The following is a 23,123-nucleotide window of genomic DNA, read 5'->3' as shown; positions in this document are numbered from 1 at the left end:
GAAGCATGGATGGACAGCTTGACCGGCGGGCCGAACTGAGCGAGTTCCTGCGCACCCGGCGGGCCCGGCTCAAGCCGGAGGACGTGGGCCTGGAGTCGTTCGGGCGGCAGCGCAGGGTGCCGGGGCTGCGGCGCGAGGAGCTGGCGCAGCTGGCCGGAGTGTCGGTGGCGTACTACACGCGTCTTGAGCAGGGCAACGGGCAGAACGTGTCGGCGGAGGTCCTGGACGCGATCGCCCGGGCGCTGCGGCTGACCGACGCGGAGCAGGACCACCTGACGCACCTGGCGAAGCCGAAGCAGCAGCGCAGGCGGGCGTCGGCGAGCCGGACCCAGCAGCGTCCGGTGCGGGTGGCCCTGCTCCAACTGCTGGAGTCGATCGACACGGTCCCGGCGTACGTGACCGGCCGGCGGTCGGAGATCCTCGCCTGGAACCGGATGGCCGCGGCCCTCTTCGGCGACTGGGGCAAGCTGCCCGCCCAGGAGCGGAACTGGGCGCGGCTGGTCTTCCTGAACCCGGACTACCGCGATCTGTTCGTGGACTGGGACCAGAAGGCGCACGACATGGTCAGTTTCCTGCGCATGGACGCGGGCCGGCACCCGGACGACCCGCGGCTGTCCGCCCTGGTCGGCGAGTTGTCCGTGAAGAGCGAGGAGTTCCGGCGTCTGTGGGCCACGCACGACGTCAAGGAGAAGTCCTACGGCGTCAAGCGGATGCGGCACCCGCTGGTCGGTGAGATGACCCTGTCCTTCGAGACGTTCCGCCTGATTGACGACGACGAGCAGGCGTTCATCACGTACCACGCCGAGCCGGGCTCACCCTCGGCGGAAGCACTGCGGCTGCTGGCGAGCTGGGGCACGGACGCGGCGGCCACGCTGCCGGGGTGACGGGCCGCGAGCCGTCAGCGGCCGTGGTGGCCCCGCCGCGGTGGTCGTCACCGCCGCCGTGGTCGTCACCGCCGTGACCGTCGTCACCGCCGTTTCAACGGGCTGTTCGAAACGAGGTCGGCGAGACACGCGGCACCGTGCCGCGCGCGGGTCCGACATGGCGGCCTGCCCGGCGCCACCGGGCTCCGGGCAGGCCGTTCACATGGGACGGTCTACTTGCCGTGGTACGCGTCGTAGACCGTGATCACCGACTCGTTCTTCTTCTTGTCGACGATCTTGGCGCGGAAGGAGACGGACTTCCCCTTCGCCGGGTTCTTGACGCTGATCTTGCCCTTCTTGACGGTGACCTTCTTCCAGGTCCTGCCGTGGTCGTACGACACGTGCACCGTCAGGGACCCGAGGTTGCGGCCCGCGGCGGCGCCCTCGACCGTGACCGGGACGGTGACCGTCCTGCCTGCCGTGACCTTGCTGTCCAGGCCCGTGGCCGCGGCGAAGCGGGCGGTGGACGCGGGCAGCTTGGTGCGGTCGGCCGTCTTCTTGGAGCGGAACGTCCAGCTCGCGTCGATGCGGCTGGAGGCCGCGGCGACCTTGGCGGACCGCTTGACCGACGTCGTCAGCCGGTACCGGGCGTCACCGGAGGGGACCTTGAACTCGCCCTCGCCGAACAGCGGGTCCTTGTGGGAGCCGATCTTGGTGCCGCCCCGGTAGAGCGTGGTGGCGACCGAGGTGAAGGCCGAGGAGCCGGCGTGGCCCTTGCCGTCGGCGAAGAGCGGGAGCATGCCCGTGATGGTGTTGCCGTCACGGTGGAGGCCGAAGTCGCCGGTGAGACGCGGGCCGAAGACGGCGGTGTTGAAGGTCGCCGCGTAGCTCTTGCCCGCCCGGTAGCGCTGGGGGGCGGCGAGCGCGTAGCCGGCCTCCACGACGGGGAAGCCGTCGGCGTCCCGGCCGCCGTACTGCTCGAAGCCGAGCTCCCACTTCACGCCGTTCCCGGTGGACAGGTGCAGGGTGCGGGTGCCGGGCATGGGCTGCTCGATGCCGATCGAGGAGCCGCCGACGCCGCCGGGCAGCCGGCCGGTCGCGGAGACGGCGCCCTTCTTGCCGCTCGCGGAGGCGCCGAGGCCGACCTTGAGGGTGGCCAGCTCGGCGGCCTTGTAGTGCCGGGTGTAGCCGGTGGCGAGCTGCTCGGTCCTGCCGCCGGTGACGGTGTCGTACTGCTCCCTGGCGCCCTTGGTCCAGTGGCCGTCCCACTGCTGGCTGAGCGAACCGTCGGTGATCCGCGGGCCGAGGTGCTTGGTGCGCAGGCCCTGGTAGGAGTCCAGCCACCAGCCGTAGCTGTAGCTGTCGCCGCCGGCCTCCACGGTGAAGTCCGCCGAGGCGAACTCGGATTTCGCGGCCTTGTCCGGCACGGTGACGGCCACCGGCTTCGCGGTGCGCGCGTCCAGGGTGACGGTGGTCTTCTTCGTGACGTCCAGCTTCGGCTGGGCGATCCAGTCGGCGCCCTTCCACGTCTCCGGGTCGTCGCTGACGAGGATCGAGGAGTTGAGGATGTAGCCGCCTCTCGGCACGCGGACGGTGACGCTCCCGTCGGCCTCGTACGGCGTGAACCACGTGTCCTTGGCGAGGCCGGAGACACCGGTCAGGTCGGTCTCGTAGTTCGCGGTGGGCCTGCCGTCGCGGCCGACGGCCTTCAGCGTGACGTCGTACGACTCCACCTCGCGCTGCACGGTGGCGGCCGTGCGGACGGTCTGCCCGCCGCCGGCCGCCGTGACGTACGCCGAGTAGGCGCCGTCGGCCGTGCCGCCGAGCCTGGTGTCCGCGGTGAGGGCGACGGAGGCCTTGCCGCCCGCCGGGACGGTGACCGAGGTGGCACCCAGCTCGAAGAAGCCTGCGGGGGCCGGCTTGCCCCCCGGGCCGGTGGCGGTCGACGTCAGCTTCAGCGTGACGTCCTTGGTGCCGAGGTTGCGGTAGGTCACCCGCCTGGTGACCGGCTTGTCGTCGGCGTGCGGCCACTGCTGGGTACCGAAGGTGACCGACACCGGGTCGGCGAGCACGGTCTGCCCGATCGCCCTGTCGACCTGGATCCGGCCCGAACCCTGCTGGAAGGGCGTGTACTTGCCGCCCTTCGCCGACCCCGTCAGCGCGCCCTTCAGCTCGGCGTACGTCCAGTCGGGGTGCTGCTGCTTGAGGAGGGCCGCGGCGCCCGCGACGTGCGGGGTCGCCATCGACGTACCGGAGATGGTGACGTATCCGGCGGGCTTCTCGCCCTCCTCGCGGGCGATGATGCTGCCCTTGGCGGAGGCGGCGGTGATGTCGACGCCGGGTGCGGTCACGTCGGGCTTGACGGCGCCGTCGAGGCCGGGGCCGGTGCTGGAGAAGGAGGCGAGCGCGTCCTTGTCGTCGACCGCGCCCACGGTGAGGGCCGCGGCGGCGCTGCCCGGGGAGCCCACGGTGCGGTCGCCGAATTCGCCGTCGTTGCCGGCGGCGATGGCGAAGAGGACGCCCTTCTGCTCGGAGAGCCTGTTGACCTCGGCCTCCAGCGGGTCGATCTCCGGGGTGTCGCCGCCGCCGAGGCTCAGGTTGACGATGTCGGCGCCCTGCGCGACCGCCCACTCCATGCCGGCGAGGATGCCGGAGTCGTCGCCGAAGCCTTCGTCGCTGAGCACCTTGCCGTTGAGCAGCTTGGCGCCGGGGGCCACGCCCTTGTACGTGGCGCCCGCCTTCGCGCCGGTGCCGGCGGCGATGGAGGCGACGTGGGTGCCGTGGCCGTACTTGTCGGTGGCGTCGGGTGAGACGGAGAAGTTCTTGGACGCGACGACCTGGTTCTTCAGGTCGGGGTGGGTGGTGTCGACGCCGGTGTCCAGTACGGCGATCCTGACGCCCTTGCCGTCGTAGCCGGCGGCCCATGCCTTGGGGGTGCCGATCTGCGGCACGGACTTGTCGAGGCTGGCCGTGCGGACGCCGTCGAGCCAGACGTGCGCGACGCCGGAGGCCGTCTTCTCGCCGTTGGTCACCGCGTCCCACAGCTCGGGCGCGTTCTCGTGCGGGGTCTGTACGGCGTCGGCGTTCAGGGAGGTGAGGGAGCGGCGGAGGGTGCCCGCCTCGCGGACGTCGGCCTTGGTGGCCTTCGCGCTGCCCCGGTAGCCGACGATGACCTTCAGGCCGTGCCGCTGGGCCTTGCGGGTCGTCGCCTTGTTCAGCTCGGTGATGTCGAAGAGGCGCTGGTCCAGTCTGCCGGTGGCGACCAGGCGTGCGGCGTCGGCGGGGACGACCAGGGTGTGCCCGCCGGCTCTGCGGATCTGGACGGGTATGTGCTCGCGGCCCTCGGCCCGCTCCAGGCCGACGACGCGGCCCTCGGCGTCGACGGCGACCCGGTCGCCCGTGATCAGCGTGACGCGGTGCCTGGTGGTGCCGGAGGCGGCCGGTGCGGCGCCGGTCCGGGTGGCACCGGCCCGCTGTGCGGCTTCGGCGCGGGCCGGGGCCGCCGTACGGTCCCCGCCTGCCGCCCGTGCCCCGTCCGCCGCGGCCGGGCTGGTCATGCCCACCGCGAGGACCAGGGCCGCCGCCGTGGCGACCGTGGCCGCGCCGGCCCTTTTCACTTGTCTGCGCAACGTTCCCCCTTGCGGAAGTACCGGGCGGATCCCCGTCCACCCGGCCGGGGGTGGTCTCGCACACGCGTGCTCCCCCCGGAACTCGGAGTATGACGAGGGGAGATCAGCCGCTCAAGCACGCAAAGGGCGGCGGCCGGGACGGTCGGCAAACCGCCTGCCAACTGTTACAAGATCGCCGTCCGGCGTTACGTGGGCGCGCGAACTCCGTTACACGCGGGTGGGGTTGAACGCCGGACGCCCGCCACCCCTGTGCGGGGCGACGGGCGCCGGATGGTGCAAAGTCGCGGTCGGCCGCGAGGTGTTCGGCGTCGGATCGCCGAACCGCCCGGGTCAGAGGGCCGAACCGGCCTTCCACTGGGCCCAGTCCATGTTCCAGCCGTTGAGGCCGTTGTCCGGGGCGATGGTCTTGTCGCCGGTGTTCTGGACGACGACCACGTCACCGACGATGGAGTTGTCGTAGAACCAGGCGCCCGGAGTGTTCGGGTCGTCGGCGCCCTGGGCGTCAGCCAGGCCCACGCAGCCGTGGCTGGTGTTGGCCTTGCCGAAGATTCCCTTGCCCCAGTAATTGCCGTGGATGAAGGTGCCGGAGGTGCTCAGCCGCATGGCGTGGGGCACGTCCTTGATGTCGTACTCGCCCTCGCCGTCGTCGTCGGTGAAGCCGACCGTCGCGCCGTTCATCCGGGTCTCCTTGAACTTCTCGGAGATCACCATCCGACCTTCGTAGGTCTTGTTGTCGGGGGAGCCGGCGGAGATCGGGATCGTCTTGACGGTCTTGCCGTCCTGCGTGACCTTCATCTGCTTGGTCTTCGCGTCGACGTACGAGACCTGGTTGCGGCCGATCTTGAAGGTGACCGACTTCTGCTGGACGCCGTAGACGCCCTCGGCGCCCTCGACCCCGTCGAGCGCCAGCTTGAGGGTGACGGTGGAGCCCTCCTGCCAGTAGTTCTCGGGGCGGCAGTCCATGCGCTGGGTGCTGAACCAGTGGCAGGCGACCTCCTGGCCACTGGTGGTGTTGACCGTGATGCCCTTCTGGACGGCGGCCTTGTCGGTGATCTCCTTGTCGAAGTTGATCGACACCGGCATGCCGACACCGACGGTCTTGCCGTCGTCCGGGGTGAAGGTGCCGATGAAGCTGTTCTTCGGGGAGACCGTGGTGAACGACGCGTTCTCGTGGGCGGCGCGGCCCTCGGAGTCCGTCGCGGTCGCCGTCAGCTTGTAGGTGGTGGCCCGCTCCAGCTGCCCGCTGGGCTTCCAGCTGGTCTTGTCCGCGGATATCTCGCCGCTGACCTCGGTGCCGTCGGAGGCGGTCATCTTCACCTCGGTGAGCGTCCCCTTGCTCACGGTGACGCCGGCGGAGTTGTTGATGGAGGCGTTGTCCGAGTTGTCCTTCGGCGTGATCTTGATCTGGGCTTCGGACGCCTTCTTGGCCGCCGCCTTGTCGGCCTCGGCCTGCGAGGTCTTGCCGTCCCCGCCCCCGGAGGTGCCGGCGTCGCCACTGGAACATGCCGAGAGCACCAGCACACCGCCGAGCAGTGCGGACGCGGCCGCCAGACCCTTGCGCCGCTTACCGTCCGTCATCACACGCTTCTCCATCGTTGCCGAGTCCGGAAACCCCGAGATTCCCCGTCAATAACTTTCAACGCTACGACCGGTTCGTCCCGTTCCACATCGCTCGCGGGTGTGGGGCATACCACGTTTGCCGCGCGGGCGGGGGCGGTGCGGGGATCGGTCAGTGCGCCCCTTGAGACGACGAAACCCCGGACGGTGGTTGCCGCCCGGGGTCACCTATTTCCCCACACCGCGTCAGCCGACCGTCATTTCTTCGTCTTCCGGGTCGCTCTCGTCGCCATCTTCCTCGCCCAGGTCCCACTCGGGCGAATCGGGGTCGTAGTCGATCTGCTCGCTGCTCCAGGAGGCCTGCTGGAGCTCGACTCCGGGTACCGCACTGACCAGGTCGAACGGGTCCACGAGATGAGCCAGGGCCTCCGCGGTGTCCTCCGTCACAGCGCGCTCGGCCCGGGCCCTTTCCGGATCGGGCAGGTCGGCGTCGTCGGCGAGCGACTGCAGCGCGGCCCCGGTGACGGCCTCCTCGTCGTCGACCTCGAGAACGAGCTCGACGCGAATCCGTACAAAACGTGATGTCTCTGGAGTACTCATGCCCGGAGCGTAAGGCCGACCGCTCCCGTGACTTTCCTGTGACCCGCGGCTTTCACTAACATCTGCCCACACGGCCAATTCGCCAGCACCACAAGGGGATCGATATTCCGTGTCATCCGCTCGTCGTCCGTTGCTGACCGCCGCCGCCGCGGGCGGCCTGCTGTGCGCCCTGTGGTTCGTGCCGTCCGCGAACGCGACGCCCGACACACCGGTACTCAAGTCCGCCTCCGCGAGCCCGTCTCCGCAGGTCACCGAGCAGGCGAGAGCCGCGTCCACGGGCACGGAGGCCGTCGGCGGGGGCACGGCCCGCCTGGCCGACACCGGCAGCTTCGACAGCACGCCGTACGTCGTCGGCGGCGCCCTCTGCCTCGGTCTCGGCGCCGGCTTCGTCGGCTATTCGGTACGCCGCGAACGCCTCGGACTTTGACGGCGCTTGACGTTCTTTTGGATTTCTTGACCCTTCTGCCAAGGGTGTCGACGCCGAGGGGCCCCGTCATCCCGACAGGGCCCCTCCGGCTTCCCCGGCTCGGTCAGCGCAGCGGCCCGGTGACCGTCTCCGCGGCCGCGACCAGGTGCCCGGCGCGCACGAACCCGTCCGCCGCGGCGAGATCGGGCGCCAGGAAGCGGTCCGGCCCCGGACCCTCCACACCGGCCGCCCGTACGGCGTCGATGACGGCCTGCGAGGCCGGTGCGGGGGTGAGGCCCTCCCGGAGCTGGATCGCGCGCGTGGCGGTGTACAGCTCGATGGCGATCACGCGGGTGAGGTTGTCGACGGCCGTGCGCAGCTTGCGCGCCGCCGACCACCCCATCGACACGTGGTCCTCCTGCATCGCGGAGGACGGGATCGAGTCCGCCGAGGCCGGTACGGCGAGCCGCTTCAACTCGCTGACCAGGGCGGCCTGCGTGTACTGGGCGATCATCAGACCGGAGTCGACACCGGCGTCGTCGGCGAGGAACGGCGGCAGGCCGTGGCTGCGGTTCTTGTCCAGCAGCCGGTCGGTGCGCCGCTCGGCGATGGAGCCGAGGTCCGCGACGGCGACGGCGAGGAAGTCGAGCACGTAGGCGACCGGGGCGCCGTGGAAGTTGCCGTTGGACTCCACGCGTCCGTCGGGGAGGACCACGGGGTTGTCCACGGCCGCCGCCAGCTCGCGCTCGGCGACCAGGCCCGCGTGCGCCATGGTGTCGCGTCCGGCACCGGCGACCTGCGGGGCGCAGCGCACCGAGTAGGCGTCCTGGACGCGGGGGGCGTCGTCCTGGTGGTGCCCGGTCAGGCCGGAGCCCTTGAGCACGGCGGCCATGTTGGCGGCGCTGGCGGCCTGCCCGGGGTGCGGACGGATGGCGTGCAGCTCGGGGGCGAGCACCTTGTCGGTGCCGAGCAGGGCCTCCATGGTCAGCGCGGCGGTGATGTCGGCGGACTTGTAGAGGGTGTCGAGGTCGGCGAGGGCCATGATCAGCATGCCGAGCATGCCGTCGGTGCCGTTGAGGAGGGCGAGCCCCTCCTTCTCACGCAGTTCGACGGGGGCGATCCCGTGCTCGGCGAGCAGTTCGGCGGCCGGCCGCACGGTGCCGTCCGGGCCCTCGGCGTCACCCTCGCCCATGAGGGTGAGCGCACAGTGCGAGAGCGGGGCGAGGTCGCCGGAGCAGCCGAGGGAGCCGTACTCGTGCACGACGGGGGTGATCCCGGCGTTGAGCACGTCGGCCATGGTCTGCGCGACCTCGGGGCGGACGCCGGTGTGGCCGGAGCAGACGGTCTTCAGCCGCAGGAACATCAGCGCCCGGACCACCTCGCGCTCGACGCGCGGCCCCATGCCGGCGGCGTGCGAGCGGACGATGTTGCGCTGCAACTGGGCCCGCAGGTCGGGGCTGATGTGCCGGGTCGCCAGGGCGCCGAAACCGGTGCTCACGCCGTACACGGGGTCCGGCTTGGCGGCCAGCGCGTCCACGATGCCGCGGGCCGCGGCCAGGGCGGCGACCGCGTCGTCGGAGAGCTCGATCCGGGCGCCGGCCCGCGCCACGGCGAGGACGTCGGACGCGGTGACCCCGGACGCCCGCCCGGCACCCACCACCACCCTTTCAGGGCCGCGCTTCGCGCCTTCTCCGCTCACCACAGTGTGCATATCCATATTCAGGAGCGTACGCACTGAATTCGATGATGTCACGAGGGGATGCGTCACGGATGCGTGCCGGTAGCACCCCTTACCGGCGTCGGTCCTGCGGCGAGTGCCGCCCCCGGAACCGCCTGCGCTCCCCGCCCTCCGCCCGGGACGGCTCGTCCGCCAGCCGTACGACGGGGTCGTCGGGCCCCTCGCGGCCGGCGACGACCGGCCCGGCCGATCGTTCGGCCTTGGCGCGGTACTGGGCGGCGTCGGCGAGCCGGAACAGCCGACGGGCCGAGCGCACCGGTCCGACCGGGTCCTCCGTGGACGCGACCCCGCAGGCCACACCGTCACCGAGCTCCAGCTCGGCGGCTCTGCGGCACAGCTCCTCGGCGGCCTTGACCACCGCGTCGGCGGACGGCCCGACCGCGAGCAGGCAGAACTCGTCCCCGCCGAGCCGCGCCGCGAGCGCCCCCGGCAGCATCGCCCCGCACAGCGACAGCACCGACCCGAACCGCTCCAGCAGCCGGTCGCCGACGGCGTGCCCGTGCGTGTCGTTCACCCGCTTGAGGCCGTTCAGATCGCATACGACGAGACTGACGACGACATCCTCCCTGCGGTGCCGTTCGACGGCCTCGTCCAGGGCGGAGTCGACGGCGCGGCGGTTGGCCAGCCCGGTGAGCGCGTCGGTGAAGGCGAGACGCCGGACCTCCTCCAGCCGCTCGGTCTGCGCGATCCCGGCGGCGACGACCGAGGCCAGCACGGTGGCGAAGTCGGCATCGGGCCGCGCGAAGACCCTCTCCCCCACCGGACGGGCCACGTACAGCTCGCCCCAGGCGCGGCCGTGCAGCACGATCGGCGCGACCACACAGCAGCCGCGCCCCCGGCGGCGCAGGGCGGCGACGCGCTGATGGACGTACCCGGGACGCCCGGCGGCGGGACCCTCGGCCGTCTCGACCCAGGCGTCGGGCTCACCGCCGCCGGCCCAGCGCTCGTGCAGGAACTCGGTGATCTCCGCGAACTGGTGCACCGGATAGGACTCGCCCTCCGGGAACTCCTCCTCACCCTCGGCCCGCCGGCCGACGTTCACCAGGACCCGGAGCCGGCCCAGCTCGCGCTCCCACACCGACAGCGCGGCGAAGCTGCCGCCCAGCGCCAGGCACGCTCCGACGGCCGCCGCCCGCCACGCCTCACGCGAGCTGTGCGCGGCGGCCATGCCCTGCGCCAGTGCCACCACGGCCGCGAGCCGCCTGTCGTCACCCATCACTCCAGGCTAGGGAGATTCAGGGCGAAACGGGACTCAAGCGGGGCGAACGGGGGCGCCTACCTGCGATGCGGACACCGGCCGCCGGGGGAGACGGAGCGGGGCTACTCCCCCGGCCACCGCGGCGCCCGCTTCTCGTTGAACGCCGCCACCCCTTCCGCCCGGTCCCCCGAGAACGCCACCGCCCGCCACGCCGCGTCCTCGACCTCGAGTCCGGCCCGCAGGTCGAGCCCGTGCCCGAGGCGCAGCGCCCGCTTGGCCGCCCGCAGCCCCACCGGTGAGTTCGCGGCCATGCGGGAGGCGAGGTCCAGCGCCTCCTCCCGGTCCCGCCCCGCGTCCACGAGCCGGTCCACGAGCCCCAGCTCGCGCGCCTCCGCGGCCTCCACCCGCCGCCCCGTGAACACCAGCTCGGCGGCGCGCGCCGCCCCCACCCGGCGCGGCAGCAACTGCGTACCGCCGCCGCCCGGGATCACCCCGACCGACACCTCGGGCAGGCCCACCACCGCCGTGGAGTCGGCCACGATCACGTCGCACGACAGCGCCAGCTCGAAGCCGCCCCCCAGCGCGAACCCGTGCACGGCCGCGATCGCCGGCACCGGCAGTTCGAGCACCCCGGTGTACGCCGCCCGGGTCGCCGGCCGCTGCCGCAGCAGATCGGCGTCGGAGAAGGAGTTGCGCTCCTTCAGGTCGGCCCCGACGCAGAACGCGCGCTCGTGGGTCGAGGTCAGCACGACCACCCGTACGCCCCGGTCCTCGCCCAGCGCCGCGCACGCCGCCCCGACGGAACGGGCCATCGCGGTCGAGACGGCGTTCATTGCCTTCGGCCGGTCGAGCGCGAGCTCCGCGACATGCCCGTCCCCGTGCCGCCGCACCAGGACGAACTCTCCGAACCGCTCCTCGCTCATGACACCCTCCGGTTAACGCGGGTTAACAATCCGACGGGCCGATCATCGCAGGCGGACCCAGTCGGGGAAAGGCCGGACGCACCCCTGTCCGCCCCGCTCCGCTTACCCGTTCGAGTGACATGCGGCGGACCGCCGTACTCCGGTCGGCGGCAGCCCGTAGCCTCGCTCCGCCACGGCGCAGCGGGGGCGCGTGCGCACCGGGGAGGGATCATGACGAGGACCGGTACGACCGGTACACCGACGCAGCCGCGGCACACGGGGGGCCGCCGCGGCAGACACCGCAGGCCACGCCCCCGCAAGGCACTCCTCGCCGTCGGCGGCCTCGCCCTGGCGGCCGGCACCATGAGCCTCGTACGCCTGCTGCCCGGGCCCGGTGGCGGCGTGGACGGATACGGCGCGGAGGCCGGGCCACGCGTGGAGACGGGCGGCGGTCGGGGCGCCGGGACGGACCGGGCGACGGCACCCGCCGCACCCGCCGCACCGGACGTCGCCGGTTCGCCGGACGTGAGCCCGTCGGCCACCTCGGCCATGGGCGGTCTGAACGGATCCCCGGCCCCGGCACCGGACCTCATTCCGGGCCGGTCCGCGAACGGCCCCTCGGCCGCGCTCCCCTCCTCGGCGACCGTCCCGGGCACCGGGGACACGAGCGCCGAGGACGCACCGCCCCCGCACACTCCACAGCCGGCGCGGTCTCCGCGGAATCCGCAGCCACCACCCTCGGACACCCCCGCACCACGCCCCACACCGACGACGCCGCCACCACACCGCGGCACGCCGCCGGCCCCGAGCCCGGAGCCGGACCGCCCGGGTCTGTGCCTGCCGATCGTCGGAGTCTGCGTGGGCCTGCTCGACGACGACGGCTGACGCCCCGTGGCCCCGGCGGGCGCCGGTGCCTGGCGCCCGCCCGGTGCGGCCCGCCGGTGCCGGCGGCCGGCGCGCGGCGCCCGCCCGGTGCACCGGGCCCTACGACTCGCCGCCGCCACCCCGTCGCGAGAGGAGCCACGGCTCCACCACGCCGAGACCGCGCACCGGCCGCTGCCACATCGGCTGGAGCGCGAAGGGGTACGCCGGCGGCGCCTCGCCCTCCTTCTCCGCCGCGGCGGCCTCCTCGGCGGCCGCCGCCTCCGAGGCCGGGGCGTCGCGTGTACGGATCAGTTCCTCCGCGAAGGCGGTGTCGACGAGGACGGCGTCCTTGGGGGCTATCGAGGTGAGCCGCGAGGCCAGGTTGACGGTCGTGCCGAAGACATCGCCCATCCGGGTGGTCACCGTGCCGAAGGCGATGCCGACGCGCAGCTCCGGCATCGTCTCGTCGTTCGCCATCGTCTCGATCAGGCGCAGCGCGATCTCGGCGGCCGTACCGGCGTCGTCGGCGGCGTACAGCACCTCGTCGCCGAGGGTCTTGATCAGCCGTCCGCCGCGCGCGGCCACCAGGTCGGCGGCGGTGGTCTCGAAGGCCTCGACCAGCTCGCCGAGTTCCTCCTCCTCCATCCGGCGGGTCAGCCGGGTGAAGCCGACCAGGTCCGCGAAGCCGACGGCGAGGCGCCGGTCCACCATCTCCTCGTCGTCGCCGGCCTGCACGACCCGGCCGGCCGAGGCGGCGAGCTGGCGCCGCCAGACGTAGACGAGGAACTCCTGAAGCTCGGGCAGGAGCAGCTCGACGATGGGGTACGTCACCTCGGTGCGCGTCATCCCGGGCTCCGGGGGCTCGGTCAGCCCCTCCAGGAAGGAGTCGATCTGCCACTCGGCCAACCGGGCGGTGGTCTGCCCCGTGGACCGCGCCACCTGCACGGCCATGGCCTCGCTGAGCAGCCCCGCCTCCACCAGGCCGGCCAGGCGCCGCAGGGCGAGGACGTCCGCCTCGGTGAGCGCCTTGGCCTGGCCGATGTCGGCGAAGCCCATGGCCCGCCAGAAGCGGGAGGCCAGCTCCATGGAGACGCCCGCGCTGCGGGCGGCCTGGAAGGGGGTGTAGCGGCGCTCGGCGCCCAGAATGAGCCCTTCGAGGCGCAGCGCGAGCGGGTCCTCGCCGGAGTCGGCGGAGTCCGGGTCGGGCTCGGGGTCCACCCGGCCGTCCCCGTCCGCGCCGGAGCCCGTGTCGTCGACGGTCACGCCTGCTGCCCTTCCGATCTGCTGCGGTCAGGTTCGACCGGCCCCAACTTTACGTCAGGTGTGCCCCAGCTCACTCCGTCAGCCGGAGCCGGCGGCGGCGTCCCGGCGTCGGTACGGGCCTCGCCGGGGCTCCTCGCCCAGACGCCCGGTTTCCACCCTGAACGGCCTCGTCCGCAACCGCTGGACGGACGGGTGCGCGATCACCCGACGGACTGGGCTGGCAACCACCGGACGAACACGTGCGCGACCACCCCACGGACTGGTCCGGCGGCCCCGGACAGGCCGACGCACCCACGCACCCACGCACCCACGCACGCACTCACGCACTCACGCACTCACGCCAGTCTCAGGTGCACGATGTCCCCCGCCCCCACCGGCTCCTGCACACCCGCCTCGGTGGCCAGCACCAGCCTCCCGTCCCCGTCCACGGCCACCGCCTCCCCCACGATCGACCGCTCCCCCGGGAGCTCCGCCCGCACCATCCGCCCGAGCGTCGCGCACCCCGCCGCGTACGTCTCCTGCAGCCCGCTGACCGCGGGATCACCCCCGGCCCTCCGCCACCGCCCGTACCAGTCCTCCAGCGACCGCAGTACTCCCCGCAGCAGGGGGTCCCGGTCGGTGTTCACGGCTCCGGCCAGCGCGAGCGACCCGGCGCGCGCCACCGGCAGCTCGTCCGCCCGGAGACTGACGTTGATGCCGACGCCGATGACGACCCCGTCGTCCCCGGCACGCTCGGCCAGGATGCCGCCGGCCTTGCGCTCCTCGTCGCCGACGGTCACCAGCAGGTCGTTGGGCCACTTCAGGGCCGTGTCGACACCTGCCACCCGGGACAGTCCGGTGGCCACGGCGACACCGGTGAGCAGCGGCAGCCAGCCCCAGCGGGACACGGGCACCTCGGCGGGCCGCAGCAGTACGGAGAAGAAGAGCCCGGAGCGGGCCGGTGCCGTCCACTGCCGGTCCAGACGGCCCCGCGCGGCGGTCTGCTCCTCGGCGACGAGGACGACCCCTTCCGCCTGCTTCCCCTCGGCAGCAAGGGCCACGAGGTCGGAGTTGGTGGAACCGGTGCGCTGCACCACCTCCACCTGCCGCCACAGCCCTCCCTCCCGCACCAGCCCCCGGCGCAGGGCCGTGGTGTTGAGGGGCGGCCGGTCCAGGTCGGACCAGCGGCCGCGGGGGGAGTCAGAGGCATCTCGGGGCGTCATGCAACCCACCCTAGGTGTGGGAAACACCGCACTGCCGATCGGAAGGCCCCCTACTACTCTACGGATGAGTAACCGTCCCCACCCTTTTGAGCAGGCAGGGAGCCGCATCCCGATGTCCGAGCCGGAAGAGCAGCAGCCCGACATCCACACGACCGCGGGCAAGCTCGCGGACCTGAGGCGCCGTATCGAGGAAGCGACGCACGCCGGTTCGGAACGCGCCGTCGAGAAGCAGCACGCCAAGGGCAAGCTGACGGCCCGTGAACGCATCGACCTCCTCCTCGACGAGGGCTCCTTCGTCGAGCTGGACGAGTTCGCCCGGCACCGCTCCACCAACTTCGGCCTCGACGCCAACCGCCCCTACGGCGACGGCGTCGTCACCGGCTACGGCACCGTCGACGGCCGCCCGGTCGCCGTCTTCTCCCAGGACTTCACCGTCTTCGGCGGCGCACTCGGCGAGGTCTACGGCCAGAAGATCGTCAAGGTCATGGACTTCGCGCTGAAGACCGGCTGCCCGGTCATCGGCATCAACGACTCCGGCGGCGCCCGCATCCAGGAGGGCGTGGCCTCGCTCGGGGCGTACGGGGAGATCTTCCGCCGCAACACCCATGCCTCCGGCGTCATCCCGCAGATCAGCCTGGTCGTCGGACCGTGCGCGGGCGGCGCGGTCTACTCGCCCGCGATCACCGACTTCACGGTGATGGTCGACCAGACCTCGCACATGTTCATCACCGGCCCCGACGTCATCAAGACGGTCACCGGCGAGGACGTCGGCTTCGAGGAACTGGGCGGCGCCCGCACCCACAACTCCACCTCGGGCGTGGCCCACCACATGGCCGGCGACGAGAAGGACGCCGTCGAGTACGTCAAGCAGCTGCTGTCGTACCTGCCGTCCAACAACCTCTCCGACCCGCCCGCCTTCCCCGAGGAGGCCGACCTCGCGGTCACGGACGAGGACGCCGAGCTGGACACCATCGTCCCGGACTCGGCGAACCAGCCGTACGACATGCACACCGTCATCGAGCACGTCCTCGACGACGCCGAGTTCTTCGAGACCCAGCCGCTGTTCGCGCCGAACATCCTCACCGGCTTCGGCCGCGTCGAGGGCCGCCCGGTCGGCATCGTGGCCAACCAGCCGATGCAGTTCGCCGGCTGCCTGGACATCACCGCCTCCGAGAAGGCGGCCCGCTTCGTCCGCACCTGCGACGCCTTCAACGTCCCGGTCCTGACCTTCGTGGACGTTCCCGGCTTCCTGCCCGGCGTCGACCAGGAGCACGACGGCATCATCCGCCGCGGCGCCAAGCTGATCTTCGCCTACGCCGAGGCCACCGTCCCCCTCATCACGGTCATCACCCGCAAGGCCTTCGGCGGCGCCTACGACGTCATGGGCTCCAAGCACCTGGGCGCCGACCTCAACCTGGCCTGGCCCACCGCCCAGATCGCCGTCATGGGCGCCCAGGGCGCGGTCAACATCCTGCACCGGCGGGCCATCGCCGACGCCGAGGACCCCGAGGCCGCCCGCGCCCGGCTGATGCAGGAGTACGAGGACGCCCTCCTCAACCCCTACACGGCGGCCGAACGCGGCTACGTCGATGCGGTGATCATGCCTTCCGACACCCGCCGCCACATCGTCCGCGGCCTGCGTCAGCTGCGCACCAAGCGGGAATCCCTCCCTCCGAAGAAGCACGGCAACATCCCCCTCTAAGGAGCCCGGCGTGATCAAGGTCGTAAGGGGCAACCCCACCCCGGAGGAGCTGGCCGCCGCCCTGGCGGTGGTCAGGGCCCGCGCCGCGGCGGCGGAGGCGGAGCCGTCCGGCGCGCCGGGCACCAGGGACGCGTGGTCCGACCCGTCCCGAATCGCAGCCGCGCACCTGCCCCACCCGGGCCCGGCCTCATGGGGCCGCACCTACTGGCCCGGCTGAGGCCGAACCCGGCCGGACCCCGGGGGCGCGGGCCGTGCCGTGCGAGGCGCGGGCCGAGGTGCGGGCCGAGGTGCGGCTCCGCCGCGTGGGCGCACGGCACCGCGTTCCCGTGCGCCAATCTAGGTATCCGTACTCAAGCGCCGCCCCCGGCCAAGCCGCACCCTGGTGCCATGCTGTGGTCCGACCCCGAGAACGAGCCGCCCGAGGAACTGCGCGACATGCAGGGCATGCTGCGGCGGCTCAGCGTTTTCCTGGCCCTGGCCATGGTTCTTGCGATGATCGTGATCGGCCTGGGGTGAGCCGTCCCCGCCCGGGTGGCTAACCTGGCCCCATGACTGCTCAGCGCCGCAGGCGACTCGTCCTCGCCTCCCAGTCCCCGGCCCGGCTGGGCCTGCTCCGCCAGGCCGGGCTCGCCCCCGAGGTGCTCGTGAGCGGCGTCGACGAGGACGCCGTCACCGCACCCACCCCCGCCGAGCTGGCCCTCGCCCTCGCCGAGGCCAAGGCCTCCGTGGTGGCCGCGAAGCCCGAGGTGCACGGCGCCCTGGTGATCGGCTGCGACTCGGTGCTCGACCTGGACGGCCAGGCCCTCGGCAAGCCGGCGGACGCCGAGGAGGCCACCGCGCGCTGGAAGGCGATGCGCGGCCGGGCGGGCACGTTGCAGACCGGCCACTGCGTCTGGGACACCGCCTCCGGCCGCCACGTCTCGGCCACCGCCTCCACCGTCGTCCGCTTCGGGGAGCCGACCGACGAGGAGATCGCGGCCTACGTGGCCTCCGGCGAGCCCCTCTACGTAGCCGGGGCGTTCACCCTGGACGGCCGTTCGGCGCCGTTCATCGACGGCATCGAGGGCGACCACGGGAACGTGATCGGCATCAGCCTGCCCCTCGTGCGCCGGCTGCTCGCCGAGCTCGGGGTCGGCATCACGGAGTTGTGGGCGCCGGCGGAGGGCTGACCGGGGAGCCGTCGTCGTCCTTGCCGCCCGCGGGGAGTCCGGCCGGCCCGGCCGCGGGCTCCTCGCGGTTGTCGTAGGTCATCAGCAGCAGCACGATGAGACCGAGAACGACGATCATGAAGAGGAAGGTGCCGGGGCCCACCAGTCCCCAGGTGAAGGCGCCGAGCACCCCGTGCACCACGGCCGCGCTGATCAGCAGGATCCGGCCGAGGCCGACGGGCGCCCGGTCGCGCAGCGCCACGAGCAGGGCGACCAGTCCGCACACCGCGAAGTAGAGCCCGAAGACGACGCCGCCGATCTTCGAGGACACGGACATCATGTCCGGGTCGAGACCGGCCAGGGACATGTCCTGCCGGTCGACGACGATCCCCAGGAACCAGTTCAGCGCCGCGACGCCGACCGCCTCCGCGAGGAGCACGACCGTCACGGTCCACGCCACCGGCCTGCGCACTGTCACCGGTCCCCACCCACTTTCGACCGCTGCCGCACGACAGCTGTTACCCCAAGTACGTCCGAGACATCCGGAACGCTACTAACGGGTAAACCTCACGACAAGGGGTCTGCGGCGAGCAAAGAATCATTGGGCCATTCGTAGGGACTCCACAAAGAAACAGAGTGGCCCGCAGCACCCTCTTACAGAGACCTTGCCCACATCGGGGGGCTAGGGTTTCCCCGAGGAGTCCTGCGTAACGCTGTACGACAAGGGATTTCGCGGGTCGAGCGAGCCTCGAATCACGCTCCGTGTGGGCAAGCTCACCATTGGGGACGGGTCGAAGTGCCGTGTCGGCAGTCCCTAAAATCGGCTTGTTTCAAGGAGGGAGCCTCAATCGTGCGCAAGGTGCTCATCGCCAATCGTGGCGAAATCGCTGTCCGCGTGGCCCGGGCCTGCCGGGACGCCGGGATCGCGAGCGTGGCCGTCTACGCGGACCCGGACCGGGACGCTCTGCATGTCCGCGCCGCTGATGAGGCGTTCGCCCTGGGTGGTGACACCCCCGGCACCAGCTATCTGGACATCGAGAAGGTCCTGAAGGCCGCGCGTGAGTCGGGCGCGGACGCCATCCATCCCGGCTACGGATTTCTCTCCGAGAACGCCGAGTTCGCGCAGGCGGTCCTGGACGCGGGTCTGATCTGGATCGGGCCGCCCCCGCAGGCCATCCGCGACCTGGGTGACAAGGTCGCGGCGAGGCACATCGCCCAGCGGGCCGGTGCCCCGCTGGTCGCCGGCACCCCCGACCCGGTCTCGGGCGCGGAGGAGGTCGTGGCCTTCGCGAAGGAGCACGGCCTGCCGATCGCGATCAAGGCCGCCTTCGGCGGCGGCGGACGCGGCCTGAAGGTCGCCCGCACCCTGGAAGAGGTCCCCGAGCTGTACGACTCCGCGGTCCGTGAGGCCGTGGCGGCGTTCGGCCGCGGCGAGTGCTTCGTCGAGCGCTACCTCGACAAGCCCCGCCACGTGGAGACCCAGTGCCTGGCCGACACCCACGGCAACGTGGTCGTCGTCTCCACCCGCGACTGCTCCCTGCAGCGCCGCCACCAGAAGCTGGTCGAGGAGGCCCCCGCCCCGTTCCTGTCCCAGGCCCAGGTCGATGAGCTGTACGCGGCCTCGAAGGCGATCCTGAAGGAGGCCGGCTACGTTGGCGCCGGCACGGTGGAGTTCCTCGTCGGCGTGGACGGCACGATCTCCTTCCTGGAGGTCAACACCCGCCTCCAGGTCGAGCACCCGGTCACCGAGGAGGTCGCCGGCGTCGACCTGGTCCGGGAGATGTTCCGCATCGCCGACGGCGAGGAACTCGGCTACGACGACCCGCCCCTGCGCGGCCACTCCTTCGAGTTCCGCATCAACGGCGAGGACCCCGGCCGCGGCTTCCTGCCCGCCCCCGGCACCGTCACCGCCTTCGCCCCGCCCACCGGCCCCGGCGTGCGCCTGGACGCCGGCGTGGAGTCCGGCAGCGTGATCGGCCCGGCCTGGGACTCCCTGCTGGCCAAGCTGATCGTGACCGGCCGCACCCGCAAGGAGGCCCTCCAGCGCGCCGCCCGCGCCCTGGAGGAGTTCACCGTCGAGGGCATGGCCACCGCCATCCCCTTCCACCGCGCGGTCGTCACCGACCCGGCCTTCGGCCCGGAGCTGACCGGTTCCACCGACCCGTTCACGGTCCACACCCGCTGGATCGAGACCGAGTTCGTCAACGAGATCAAGCCCTTCACCGCGCCCGCCGACACCGAGGCGGACGACGAGGCCGGCCGGGAGACGGTCGTCGTCGAGGTCGGCGGCAAGCGCCTGGAGGTCTCCCTGCCCGTCTCGCTCGGCATGTCCCTGGCCCGGACCGGTCTGGCGGCCGGTGCCAAGCCCAAGCGCCGCGCGGCCAGGAAGTCCGGCCCCGCCGCCTCCGGCGACACCCTCGCCTCGCCCATGCAGGGCACCATCGTCAAGATCGCCGTCGAGGAAGGCCAGGAGGTCCAGGAAGGCGACCTGATCGTCGTCCTGGAGGCCATGAAGATGGAGCAGCCCCTCAACGCCCACAAGTCCGGCACCGTCAAGGGCCTGGGCGCCGAGATCGGCGCCTCCGTCACCTCCGGCGCCCCGATCTGCGAGATCAAGGACTGAGCGGCCGTACGCGGCGTCCGGGGCGCCCGGTGGACCACAGCGGTCCGCCGGGCGCCCCGCCGTTGGTGCCGGGGCCGCGACGGACCGTGCGGTGGGTCAGCGCCGGCGCAGATCCGCGACGCGTGCCCGTTCCGTCCCGGCGTTCGGCTCGCCCAGGGCCGTGGCCGACCGCAGCCCGGCCGCCGCGCCCGGGACCTGACGGCGTGGCCCCGGAAGCGGCACGTCCCGACGCTGCTGACGCGACGGGACGGCATCACTTCCGGAGGTGCCCGAGGCCCCCGAGGCCCCGGACCCCCCGGAACCGGTCGTCGTCGCACCCCCCGACACCCCGGTCACGGCGATCTGCACGCCCTGGTCGGCCAGAGCCTGGAGTTCGGTGCCGGCACGGTCGTCGTGGCCGGGCGGCTCGTCGGTGACCAGGCGGGTGATGACGTCCGTGGGCACGGTCTGGAACATGGTGTCCGTGCCCAGCTTGGAGTGGTCGGCGAGGACGACGACCTCGGCGGCGGCCTGCACCAGCGCGCGGTCGACGGACGCCGACAGCATGTTGGACGTGGACAGGCCCCGCTCGGCGGTCAGCCCGCTCCCGGACAGGAAGGCCTTGGACACCCGCAGCCCTTGCAGGGACTGCTCGGCGCCCGACCCGACGAGGGCGTAGTTGGACCCCCGGAGCGTGCCACCGGTCATCACGACCTCGACCCGGTTGGCATGGGCGAGGGCCTGGGCCACCAGCAGCGAGTTGGTGACGACGGTCAGCCCGGGCACCCGCGCGAGCCGGCGTGCCAGCTCCTGCGTGGTGGTCCCCGCCCCCACCACGATGGCCTCGCCCTCTTCGACGAAGCCCGCGGCGAGGTCGGCGATGGCCGTCTTCTCGGCGGTCGCGAGATGGGACTTCTGCGGAAAGCCGGACTCTCGCGTGAACCCGCCCGGCAATACCGCACCGCCGTGCCGGCGGTCGAGGAGTCCTTCTGCCTCCAGTGCGCGCACGTCCCGCCGTACGGTCACTTCGGAGGTCTGGACGACGCGGGCGAGCTCACGGAGCGACACGGCCCCGTTCGCTCGCACCATTTCGAGGATCAATTGGCGACGTTCTGCAGCGAACACGAAACTGACAGTAACCCCAACGACCGTCTGCTTTCAGCAGTATGCGCCGAATAACAGAAGTTGTTCGCATGGCAGGGCCCGAAGTGGTATACGCGCCTACTCCGGCCGCCTATGCCGCCCGCAAGCTCCGCAACTCCCCGTAACCGGCGGGGAGTCGGTTCCAGCCGCGTCCGGCGCACCAGGCCCCGCCCGGCTCCGTCGCGAGGCACCGTATCCCGGAGCCGGCCTGATCCGAACGACTGCCCCAAGGGCCTGGCCGCCGGATCATGCAGCGGACGCGGGGGCCGTGCCCGCCCCGACGGGGCGCCGTCGCCTTCCCGCCCCCCGGTCCGCCGGACGGGCCCTAGCCCTCTCCGCCGGCCTTCCGCGTGTGCAACTGCCGTGCCACCTCCGCGATCGACCCCGAAAGGGAGGGGTACACGGTGAAGGCGTTCGCGATCTGTTCGACCGTCAGGTTGTTGTCGACCGCGATCGAGATGGGGTGGATGAGTTCCGAGGCGCGCGGCGCCACCACGACACCGCCCACGACGATCTCGGTGCCCGGCCGGCAGAAGATCTTGACGAATCCGTCCCGGATGCCCTGCATCTTGGCGCGCGGGTTGCGCAGCAGCGGCAGCTTCACCACGCGGGCGTCGATCTTGCCGGCGTCGACGTCGGCCTGCGAGTACCCGACCGTGGCGATCTCGGGGTCCGTGAAGACGTTGGACGAGACGGTCTTCAGGTTCAGCGGGGTGACCGCGTCGCCGAGGAAGTGGTACATGGCGATGCGCCCCTGCATGGCGGCGACCGAGGCGAGGGCGAAGACGCCGGTCACGTCACCGGCGGCGTACACACCGGGGGCGGAGGTCCGCGACACCCGGTCGGTCCGGATGTGCCCGGAGTCCTTGAGCTTGACCCCGGCCTCCTCCAGCCCCATGCCCTCGGTGTTGGGGATGGCGCCCACGGCCACCAGGCAGTGCGACCCGGTGATGACCCGCCCGTCGGCGAGCGTCACCTCCACCCGGTCCCCGACGCGCTTGGCGGACTGGGCCCGCGACCGCGACATGACGTTCATACCGCGCCGCCGGAAGACGTCCTCCAGCACGGCGGCGGCGTCCGGGTCCTCACCGGGCAGCACCCGGTCCCGCGACGACACGAGCGTGACCCGCGACCCCAGCGCCTGGTAGGCGCCTGCGAACTCGGCGCCGGTCACACCCGACCCCACCACGATGAGCTCCTCGGGCAGCTCGTCGAGGTCGTACACCTGGGTCCAGTTCAGGATCCGCTCGCCGTCGGGCCGGGCGTCGGGCAGCTCACGCGGATGTCCGCCGGTCGCGATCAGCACCGCGTCCGCGGTGAGCGTCTCCTCGCTCCCGTCGGCGGCGCGCACCACGACCTTCCGCGACCCGTCGAGCGCCTGCATGCCCTCCAGCCGCGCACGCCCACGCACGACCCGCGCGCCGGCGCGCGTCACGGAGGCGGTGATGTCGTGCGACTGGGCCAGCGCGAGCCGCTTCACCCGCCGGTTGACCTTCCCCAGATCCACGCCTACCACCCGGGCGGCCTGTTCCATGGGCGGGGTGTCGTCGGCGACGATGATCCCCAGCTCTTCGTAGGACGAATCGAAGGTGGTCATCACCTCGGCCGTGGCGATCAGAGTCTTGGACGGCACGCAGTCGGTCAGCACCGACGCCCCGCCCAGGCCGTCGCAGTCGACGACGGTCACCTCCGCGCCGAGTTGAGCGGCCACCAGCGCCGCTTCGTATCCGCCGGGTCCGCCACCAATGATCACGATCCGAGTCACGTACTCCATTGTCCCGCACCCCTCAATGTGGGGCCGCCCGGGGGCACGTCTGTTACAAGAGCGGCGCTCAGGAGCCTGCCGTACCCTCTCCCCATGTCGCTCTACGCCGCTTATGCCGGCAACCTCGACGCGCGGTTGATGACCCGCCGCGCCCCGCATTCGCCGCTGCGCGCCACCGGCTGGCTGAACGGGTGGCGGCTGACCTTCGGGGGCGAGCACATGGGCTGGGAGGGCGCGCTCGCGACCCTCGTCGAGGACCCGATCAGCCAGGTTTTCGTGGCCCTGTACGACATCGCCCCGATGGACGAGGACTCCCTCGACCGCTGGGAGGGCGTGGGCCTGGACATATACCGCCGCACCCGCGTCCGCGTCCACACCCTGGAGGGTGAGGAGAACGCCTGGACGTACGTCCTGAACGCCTACGAGGGCGGCCTGCCCTCCGCGCGCTACCTGGGCGAGGTGGCGGACGCGGCCGAATCGGCGGGCGCCCCCCACGACTACGTCATGGAACTCCGCAAGCGCCCCTGCTGAGCCACGGTGC

The 23,123-nt window shown here is 72.2% G+C and carries 20 protein-coding genes; 9 read left to right on the top strand and 11 right to left on the bottom strand.

Annotated elements, in window-relative coordinates:
- Positions 1-5 precede the first annotated feature (5 nt).
- Complete coding sequence (locus tag ACZ4V1_RS06680; RefSeq protein ID WP_468330293.1) at positions 6-884, top strand: helix-turn-helix transcriptional regulator; 879 nt, start codon at positions 6-8, stop codon at positions 882-884.
- A gap of 212 nt (positions 885-1,096) precedes the next feature.
- Here the strand turns inward: ACZ4V1_RS06680 and ACZ4V1_RS06675 are convergent, their stop codons facing one another.
- The 3 genes from ACZ4V1_RS06675 to ACZ4V1_RS06665 all read right to left on the bottom strand — a co-directional run bounded on the left by ACZ4V1_RS06675 (position 1,097) and on the right by ACZ4V1_RS06665 (position 6,649).
- A complete protein-coding gene (locus ACZ4V1_RS06675; protein WP_468330290.1) occupies positions 1,097-4,492 on the bottom strand; it encodes a S8 family peptidase in 3,396 nt (1,131 codons plus the stop codon).
- Between the two features lie 330 nt (positions 4,493-4,822).
- Positions 4,823-6,070, bottom strand: coding sequence for a L,D-transpeptidase (locus ACZ4V1_RS06670; protein WP_468330287.1), 1,248 nt, complete (start codon positions 6,068-6,070; stop codon positions 4,823-4,825).
- A 225-nt stretch (positions 6,071-6,295) separates the two neighbouring features.
- A complete protein-coding gene (locus ACZ4V1_RS06665) occupies positions 6,296-6,649 on the bottom strand; it encodes a hypothetical protein (protein ID WP_468330284.1) in 354 nt (117 codons plus the stop codon).
- A 109-nt stretch (positions 6,650-6,758) separates the two neighbouring features.
- Here ACZ4V1_RS06665 and ACZ4V1_RS06660 point away from each other — a divergent pair, with 109 nt between their 5' ends.
- Positions 6,759-7,076, top strand: coding sequence for a hypothetical protein (locus tag ACZ4V1_RS06660; protein WP_468330281.1), 318 nt, complete (start codon positions 6,759-6,761; stop codon positions 7,074-7,076).
- 103 nt (positions 7,077-7,179) lie between these two features.
- Here the strand turns inward: ACZ4V1_RS06660 and hutH are convergent, their stop codons facing one another.
- The 3 genes from hutH to ACZ4V1_RS06645 form a co-directional block, all read right to left on the bottom strand.
- Complete coding sequence (gene hutH, locus ACZ4V1_RS06655) at positions 7,180-8,766, bottom strand: histidine ammonia-lyase (protein ID WP_468330948.1); 1,587 nt, start codon at positions 8,764-8,766, stop codon at positions 7,180-7,182.
- A 79-nt stretch (positions 8,767-8,845) separates the two neighbouring features.
- Positions 8,846-10,009 (bottom strand): GGDEF domain-containing protein, encoded by a 1,164-nt coding sequence (locus ACZ4V1_RS06650; RefSeq protein ID WP_468330278.1) that lies wholly within the window; start codon positions 10,007-10,009, stop codon positions 8,846-8,848.
- A 104-nt stretch (positions 10,010-10,113) separates the two neighbouring features.
- Positions 10,114-10,914: an enoyl-CoA hydratase/isomerase family protein gene (locus ACZ4V1_RS06645; RefSeq protein ID WP_468330275.1), complete on the bottom strand. Its 801-nt coding sequence runs from the start codon at positions 10,912-10,914 to the stop codon at positions 10,114-10,116.
- Positions 10,915-11,124: 210 nt separating this feature from the next.
- Between ACZ4V1_RS06645 and ACZ4V1_RS06640 the strand changes: the two genes are divergently transcribed.
- Positions 11,125-11,778 carry a hypothetical protein gene (locus ACZ4V1_RS06640; RefSeq protein ID WP_468330272.1) on the top strand — a complete coding sequence of 218 codons (654 nt, stop codon included), beginning with the start codon at positions 11,125-11,127 and terminating at the stop codon, positions 11,776-11,778.
- Between the two features lie 99 nt (positions 11,779-11,877).
- Here ACZ4V1_RS06640 and ACZ4V1_RS06635 read toward each other — a convergent pair whose 3' ends face one another.
- Together ACZ4V1_RS06635 and ACZ4V1_RS06630 are read right to left on the bottom strand one after the other, a co-directional pair.
- Entirely contained in the window at positions 11,878-13,020 is a 1,143-nt protein-coding gene (locus ACZ4V1_RS06635) for an adenylate/guanylate cyclase domain-containing protein (RefSeq protein ID WP_468330269.1), read from the bottom strand.
- Positions 13,021-13,355: 335 nt separating this feature from the next.
- A complete protein-coding gene (locus ACZ4V1_RS06630) occupies positions 13,356-14,222 on the bottom strand; it encodes a biotin--[acetyl-CoA-carboxylase] ligase (RefSeq protein WP_468330266.1) in 867 nt (288 codons plus the stop codon).
- 112 nt (positions 14,223-14,334) lie between these two features.
- Between ACZ4V1_RS06630 and ACZ4V1_RS06625 the strand changes: the two genes are divergently transcribed.
- From ACZ4V1_RS06625 to ACZ4V1_RS06610, 4 genes are all read left to right on the top strand, one after another.
- A complete protein-coding gene (locus ACZ4V1_RS06625) occupies positions 14,335-15,924 on the top strand; it encodes an acyl-CoA carboxylase subunit beta (protein ID WP_468330263.1) in 1,590 nt (529 codons plus the stop codon).
- A gap of 10 nt (positions 15,925-15,934) precedes the next feature.
- Positions 15,935-16,141 (top strand): acyl-CoA carboxylase epsilon subunit, encoded by a 207-nt coding sequence (locus tag ACZ4V1_RS06620; protein ID WP_468330260.1) that lies wholly within the window; start codon positions 15,935-15,937, stop codon positions 16,139-16,141.
- Positions 16,142-16,311: 170 nt separating this feature from the next.
- A complete protein-coding gene (gene mmpB, locus ACZ4V1_RS06615; protein ID WP_468330257.1) occupies positions 16,312-16,440 on the top strand; it encodes a morphogenic membrane protein MmpB in 129 nt (42 codons plus the stop codon).
- A 32-nt stretch (positions 16,441-16,472) separates the two neighbouring features.
- Positions 16,473-17,093: a Maf family protein gene (locus ACZ4V1_RS06610; protein ID WP_468330254.1), complete on the top strand. Its 621-nt coding sequence runs from the start codon at positions 16,473-16,475 to the stop codon at positions 17,091-17,093.
- Here the strand turns inward: ACZ4V1_RS06610 and ACZ4V1_RS06605 are convergent.
- Positions 17,062-17,550: a hypothetical protein gene (locus ACZ4V1_RS06605; protein WP_468330251.1), complete on the bottom strand. Its 489-nt coding sequence runs from the start codon at positions 17,548-17,550 to the stop codon at positions 17,062-17,064. The two genes, ACZ4V1_RS06610 and ACZ4V1_RS06605, sit on opposite strands and share 32 nt — an antisense overlap.
- A 372-nt stretch (positions 17,551-17,922) precedes the next feature.
- Between ACZ4V1_RS06605 and ACZ4V1_RS06600 the strand changes: the two genes are divergently transcribed.
- Positions 17,923-19,695, top strand: coding sequence for an acetyl/propionyl/methylcrotonyl-CoA carboxylase subunit alpha (locus ACZ4V1_RS06600; protein ID WP_468330248.1), 1,773 nt, complete (start codon positions 17,923-17,925; stop codon positions 19,693-19,695).
- A 96-nt stretch (positions 19,696-19,791) separates the two neighbouring features.
- Here ACZ4V1_RS06600 and ACZ4V1_RS06595 read toward each other — a convergent pair whose 3' ends face one another.
- Positions 19,792-20,799 (bottom strand): DeoR/GlpR family DNA-binding transcription regulator, encoded by a 1,008-nt coding sequence (locus tag ACZ4V1_RS06595; RefSeq protein ID WP_468330245.1) that lies wholly within the window; start codon positions 20,797-20,799, stop codon positions 19,792-19,794.
- A gap of 343 nt (positions 20,800-21,142) precedes the next feature.
- Complete coding sequence (locus tag ACZ4V1_RS06590; protein ID WP_468330242.1) at positions 21,143-22,591, bottom strand: NAD(P)H-quinone dehydrogenase; 1,449 nt, start codon at positions 22,589-22,591, stop codon at positions 21,143-21,145.
- A gap of 84 nt (positions 22,592-22,675) precedes the next feature.
- Between ACZ4V1_RS06590 and ACZ4V1_RS06585 the strand changes: the two genes are divergently transcribed.
- The gene (locus ACZ4V1_RS06585; RefSeq protein ID WP_310871566.1) at positions 22,676-23,113 is read left to right on the top strand and encodes a gamma-glutamylcyclotransferase family protein; all 438 of its coding nucleotides are present in this window, start codon (positions 22,676-22,678) and stop codon (positions 23,111-23,113) included.
- Positions 23,114-23,123: the final 10 nt, after the last annotated feature.

This window comes from Streptomyces sp. NPDC028991 (assembly GCF_055564775.1).
The sequence above is the reverse complement of the archived record's forward strand: the minus strand, read 5'-3'. Positions and strand labels throughout refer to the sequence as shown.

What these genes read in the sequence shown, in the direction of transcription:
- ACZ4V1_RS06680 (WP_468330293.1), top strand. Translation starts at nt 6, where the DNA reads ATGGATGGACAGCTTGACCGGCGGGCCGAACTGAGCGAGTTCCTGCGC.
- ACZ4V1_RS06670 (WP_468330287.1), bottom strand. Translation starts at nt 6,070, where the DNA reads ATGACGGACGGTAAGCGGCGCAAGGGTCTGGCGGCCGCGTCCGCACTG.
- ACZ4V1_RS06665 (WP_468330284.1), bottom strand. Translation starts at nt 6,649, where the DNA reads ATGAGTACTCCAGAGACATCACGTTTTGTACGGATTCGCGTCGAGCTC.
- hutH (WP_468330948.1), bottom strand. Translation starts at nt 8,766, where the DNA reads ATGCACACTGTGGTGAGCGGAGAAGGCGCGAAGCGCGGCCCTGAAAGG.
- ACZ4V1_RS06650 (WP_468330278.1), bottom strand. Translation starts at nt 10,009, where the DNA reads ATGGGTGACGACAGGCGGCTCGCGGCCGTGGTGGCACTGGCGCAGGGC.
- ACZ4V1_RS06645 (WP_468330275.1), bottom strand. Translation starts at nt 10,914, where the DNA reads ATGAGCGAGGAGCGGTTCGGAGAGTTCGTCCTGGTGCGGCGGCACGGG.
- ACZ4V1_RS06640 (WP_468330272.1), top strand. Translation starts at nt 11,125, where the DNA reads ATGACGAGGACCGGTACGACCGGTACACCGACGCAGCCGCGGCACACG.
- ACZ4V1_RS06630 (WP_468330266.1), bottom strand. Translation starts at nt 14,222, where the DNA reads ATGACGCCCCGAGATGCCTCTGACTCCCCCCGCGGCCGCTGGTCCGAC.
- ACZ4V1_RS06625 (WP_468330263.1), top strand. Translation starts at nt 14,335, where the DNA reads ATGTCCGAGCCGGAAGAGCAGCAGCCCGACATCCACACGACCGCGGGC.
- mmpB (WP_468330257.1), top strand. Translation starts at nt 16,312, where the DNA reads ATGCTGTGGTCCGACCCCGAGAACGAGCCGCCCGAGGAACTGCGCGAC.
- ACZ4V1_RS06610 (WP_468330254.1), top strand. Translation starts at nt 16,473, where the DNA reads ATGACTGCTCAGCGCCGCAGGCGACTCGTCCTCGCCTCCCAGTCCCCG.
- ACZ4V1_RS06590 (WP_468330242.1), bottom strand. Translation starts at nt 22,591, where the DNA reads ATGGAGTACGTGACTCGGATCGTGATCATTGGTGGCGGACCCGGCGGA.
- ACZ4V1_RS06585 (WP_310871566.1), top strand. Translation starts at nt 22,676, where the DNA reads ATGTCGCTCTACGCCGCTTATGCCGGCAACCTCGACGCGCGGTTGATG.